This window comes from Paenibacillus tianmuensis (assembly GCF_900100345.1).
Lineage (GTDB): Bacteria > Bacillota > Bacilli > Paenibacillales > NBRC-103111 > Paenibacillus_G > Paenibacillus_G tianmuensis.
In genome coordinates this window covers 1-5,175 of the sequence record NZ_FMTT01000090.1, presented here as the reverse complement: position 1 = coordinate 5,175, position 5,175 = coordinate 1, and the positions used below count along the sequence as shown (strand labels likewise).

Here is a 5,175-nt window from a genome sequence, read left to right as displayed (position 1 = left end):
ACTTTCTCGAAACTTTTTGAGCTTTGCTTTTTTGGCTTCTGCCATGATTTTGTTGAAGTAGTTCCACTATCATGAGTTTTCAGACACGCCCTAATTATTTTTACAAGGTTTGTACTTTTAATTACACCCAGTGATAATTGTTCCATATTTATTATATGATGGTTCGAACAAATCAAAATGATCTTGGCGAAATATCCACACAATGATTATGTTATAATAAGAGAAAGATTGCATACAGGTGGAAGGTGAAATGGCATGAATCGGGTTCAAGATTTAAGCAAACTAATCAAGCTTACTGGTGAACGTGCAAAATTGGATGCAAAAGCAAATGGGACTTACATTGTATATAAAACAGATAAAGGTCAAATCGTCAGAGAATACGCAAATGGCGAAATCGTACCAGTAAAAGATCCGGGTGTAACTCATGAATGAGCCTTCTTCAATGCTGTATGTATTTGCTGGGAATAATGGCAGTGGTAAAAGTACAATTCGAAATTTGATTGTAGACAGGCTTGGTATCAGTATTAATATCGATCCTGATTCCCTGGCCCGCAGTTTTGATGCAGATCAACCGGATCGTCGCAAAGTATCCGCGGGTAAAGAAGCGATCAAACTGGCTAGGGACTGTATAGGCCATACTCGTGATTTTTCTATAGAAACAACGCTAGCAGGTGGAAATGTAATACGACTTATGCGGGATGCCAAGGCTAACGATTTTGAAGTGATGATGTTTTACGTGGGACTTGGTGATTATCGGCTAAATATCGAACGTGTTGCCGCGCGAGTTCGAAATGGCGGTCACAATATACCAACAGAAGACATTATACGAAGGCATACAACGTCAATAAATAATCTTCTATCTCATCTACATCTTATTGACCATTTGGTCGTTATTGACAATAGCCAGGCAACTGGTGAAATTGTGTTGCAAGTAGAACATCGTATCCTGAGATATCAGGTTACCCCACTCCCGTTATGGGTTCAAAATATTAAGGAACATCTTACAATTTGAAAACCAAACCCTTCGTTTTTGTCCATTCCTCTTCATATTTTTTATTGATTGCTGACTCGACAGGAATCTATGCAGTTTGTTGCCGCAGCAATGGCGAATACAAGATATCAAGTCACTTTCCGATGTCATTGAGCAGTGAAAGCCAAATTATTGATAATGATTAGGGAGCTATAAGAAACCATTTTGGTTTATTTATGGCTCTTTCTTTTACGCATATATGATTAAAAAAGAAGGGGAGGAGTAATATAAACCATCGGTGTCTCTCTGTAAGCATGGTTATTCTGAGTGTTAGTTTCTTGCTTTGATTTTCTTTTTTTAGATATATTTTCAAAGTAAATAATAAGAAATATAATTATAGTTGGCGTAAATAATGGGGAAATTAAATTTCATAATTAATTTGGAAGTAGAGTATTGTTGAATTTGATACTGGCCGTATGTATCTGAACCAACGAAACAAAGAATAGGAGGAATATGGTGCCCAGTTATGATTTTCATAAATCATTCGAACCTTTGGAATTCCAAAAATTTGTTAGGGATATTGTACAAATTAGAGAAGGTATCACTTTAGAGTCGTATAAAGAGGGAAAGGATCAGGGGGTAGATGGAGGATACTTCCACGAAAATTATTCCTTGGTTCTTCAAGCAAAAAGAACAAAATGTGACTTTCGGTCACTTCTTCGTCTACTTAAAAGAGAAAAAGAGAAGATTGAAATAATAAATCCAGACAGGTATATTTTGGGAGTTGCTATGAATCTGTCAAGGAAACAGAAAGATGAAATAACAGAGCTATTTTACCCATATATAATAAATAGTGATGATATTTTAACTGAAGAAGATTTTAATAACTTGCTTGGGCAAGAGTTGTATAAATCAATTGAAAAGAACTACCAGAAATTATGGATGCCAAACACGAATATACTTCAAAATATGTTAAATAGCACATTCAACAGCGTTCTTTTGCAAGAATCGATTAAAGAATTCGAAGAAGCTCTAAGAAGATCAGAAGTTTTTGTAGAAACTCAAGTGTATGGCAAGGCATTGAAAAAACTGGAACAAGAAAGGGCTATCCTCATATCAGGGGAACCGGGGATGGGGAAGACATCGCTTGCATATCAGTTAGCGAAATATTTTATACAATACAGAGGATACAATAATTTCTTTTGGGTTAAATCGGTAGACGATATTTATACTGCACAAAGAAGCTCAAAAAGGAAAGTTATTATTTTTGACGATTTTTGGGGAAGTATCTTTCAAGAAAGTTCGTTAGCTGGAAGAGATGAAAAGAGACTGGCCAAAATTTTAGAGAGAATTAAGGATGAAAGGGAATGCGTTTTAATCTTGACAACAAGGGAATATGTATTAAAACAAGGTTTGGAAAAGCATGCCGATCTTAAGGAAGTAGTTGAAAAACACAAGTTAGAATGCAGACTGGATGAATATAGCGATGTTGAAAAAGCTAGGATCTTTTTTGGACACTTAAAGCAGTCAAAATTAAGTTGGCCACAGACAAAAGAACTATTTGGCCAACATAAAGAAATTGTGAGACATGCCAATTACAATCCAAGGGTCATTGAAATGTTTCTACAGAATGTTGAGATAGATGAACATCCTGAGGAATGTCTGGAACGTTTTTGGGGCTATTTGGAGAGCCCGGAAAACTTTTGGCATGCCATATTTAACAATCTGTCTGCTGAGGCAAAACTGCTTTCTGTTATATTGTTGATTTCACCGATACCATCTTTAAGTGATCATGCAAAGAAAACGTACAACAAATGTTTGGAGCAATTGCAAGGAGTTATAGAGAAAAAGAACTTTAAGGAATGTTTTGAGGAATTAGAAAAAACGGTTATTAAATCGGTAGCACTTGAAGATGGGAGCATTATCATTAAGTTCCAAAATCCATCAGCGAAGGATTACATATTTAATTATTTACGTAGGCATATAGATCACTACTTTAATGTTTTATTAAATGGAAGCTACTATTATGGACAACTGCTATATCTAATAAATCACTATTCCGATGAGCTATCAGACGGAAAATATAATATGTTAATGAAAAGATGCATTGAAAATTTTGAAACAATGCCTATGATTTTGGCAGATTATAGCGAATATTTAGATGGAAACGAATATGAATATTACGAAGAGAGTTTGCGGGAAACCAGACTTTCTCGTTTTTTTGATTTAGTTTGTCGTTACAAAAAAAATAAGTTGCGTGAGTACCATGATTTTTTTGATAATTTTATAGAGCAATTCAATGAACAAATGAAAAATAAATGGATGCGCATCGAGACGTACGATCTAGAAATATACCCCAGGGTAATAAAACGATGTTTTGAGAATGGAATAAACTTTAATGGTCTAAACATTATTTCAATATACTTTGAGAGAGTATGTAATGAAGTAAGATTTTTAGAGTTGGATTATTTTGAAGTAATTTTTCCAGAAGAATATCGCGATTTTCTTATGAAATATAGATGTTCCATTCAAGATCACATTGAAATTTATTATGAAAACGCATTGAACTTTGTTGTAGAAATGAATGATGTGATACATTATAAGTATCTATGTAACGAAATACCACAACAATTGAGCAAGTACGGACTTCCCTACACAGAGAGAATTAAAGAAATGGTTGAGCAATTTTCCAGTTACTTAGAAGATGAGATTACGGATGAGAACGAAGATTATGATCTAGAGGATGATGAGCATCAAGAATTGGAGCTAGCCTATAATCAAATTGTTGATATTTATGAAAAAGAAATATTAGGTGAGGAATCATACCTCTGGGAAGAGGATGTACAAGATTTTATTCGCAACAGTAGTATAAATGAGTCATTGAAAAATGAACTGATAGAAATACAACAAAGCGAAGATTACTGGTATATTCGTGAATTTATAGAAGATGAAAAATCATTTTTATTTTTAGAAAGAAACTTGCTTCAAAGCGGAGGAATAAGCAAGAATGCACTTTTGTTTATTGCACAATTAATAGCTGGAATTACAATGAATAGTGGTATTTCTCAAAAGAAAATAATAGGTTTTCTTATAGAAATGTGTCCTGATGTTATGTATCGTGAGAATGCACTGTTAACCAAAGAAGAAATAATGTCAACAGAAGCTTATATATTATATTTTGAGTACGAGGAACGATATTTTGAGCAGTTAGTTGAGAGTGGCTTGTTTGTTAAGCAAGGCAGATGGTACGAATTAGTTAATATTTTGCTTGTTATGATTCCTTATGGTTTGTCAGTAGCAAATATGGAAAAAGAAGAAAAGATAGATTACTACAACTCTGTGGATATGGCAAATGAGTGGTCAAAACTACGGATTAGAAAAAACAAAGAAGGTCTAGTGGAGGTTAATACATATCTAGGTGAATTTGGATTTTACTATTATGAGAATTCTCATTGGGAAAAGATCTTTTTTAAAATGTTCCTTGAATTAGATTCGGCTGATTATTTAGAGCACTATGTGCTTCCGATGCTCCAATCATACTACGAATTAATAAAAAGAGAAACAACGTTAGAAACGGTGGCAAATATTCTTAATGATCTACACTTTAGGGCTGAGATAAATAAGCATGGTGAAAATGTTGGTAGCGTGACATTGGTTCAACCTGTATGGAGACTAATCGAAAGTTTAGGGATGGCTTGCACTGATGATCTGGTCCCTGAAAAATTTTCAGAGGAACAAATGAAATATACTGAGGAAAGATTTGAATTAGTTCAAGATAAAAGGGGAGAAGTGTATCATATCAATTTTGCGGAAATTGAAAACATGGAAATAGTTTCGAAGTTAAAATTGGATAAAGCTGCGGTTAAAGTATATATACGAGCACGCCTGTTGATTAACCAACTTTTGGGATATCAAGACGTGAGAAATAGACGTATTTATCCAGAATCTTAGTAACAGCAATGAGCCATTCCGCCTGGAATTGATTCTCTTGCATGAGTTCCTTAAATCGGATGAGTGGCATGGACTTGCAAGCGATGATGAGCGATTTGGAATGGTCATATAGCCATCTCAAGACGACATACGTCATGAGTGCAGCGAACAACTGGTTGAATACGGCATTTTTCGTGGATCCAAACAGAACAGGGACATTCAAGTTTTGCTTGATCCATCGGAAGAAAACTTCGATGCCCCATCTTGCCTTGTAC

3 protein-coding genes and 1 pseudogene are annotated in these 5,175 nt (G+C 34.7%); 3 read left to right on the top strand and 1 reads right to left on the bottom strand.

Features of this window, described 5'->3' with window-relative positions:
* Nucleotides 1-255: 255 nt before the first annotated feature.
* The 3 genes from BLO51_RS29575 (at nt 256) to BLO51_RS28100 (ending at nt 4,921) form a co-directional block, all read left to right on the top strand.
* Nucleotides 256-432: a hypothetical protein gene (locus BLO51_RS29575; protein WP_167670373.1), complete on the top strand. Its 177-nt coding sequence runs from the start codon at nt 256-258 to the stop codon at nt 430-432.
* Nucleotides 425-1,012 (top strand): ATPase, encoded by a 588-nt coding sequence (locus BLO51_RS28105; RefSeq protein WP_090677425.1) that lies wholly within the window; start codon nt 425-427, stop codon nt 1,010-1,012. The genes BLO51_RS29575 and BLO51_RS28105 overlap by 8 nt, the downstream gene beginning before the upstream one ends.
* Before the next feature lie 474 nt (nt 1,013-1,486).
* Complete coding sequence (locus BLO51_RS28100; protein ID WP_167670372.1) at nt 1,487-4,921, top strand: nSTAND3 domain-containing NTPase; 3,435 nt, start codon at nt 1,487-1,489, stop codon at nt 4,919-4,921.
* Between the two features lie 93 nt (nt 4,922-5,014).
* On the opposite strand, the pseudogene BLO51_RS28960 reads toward BLO51_RS28100, so the two are convergent.
* Nucleotides 5,015-5,175: pseudogene (locus BLO51_RS28960) on the bottom strand (transposase); the annotation flags it as partial.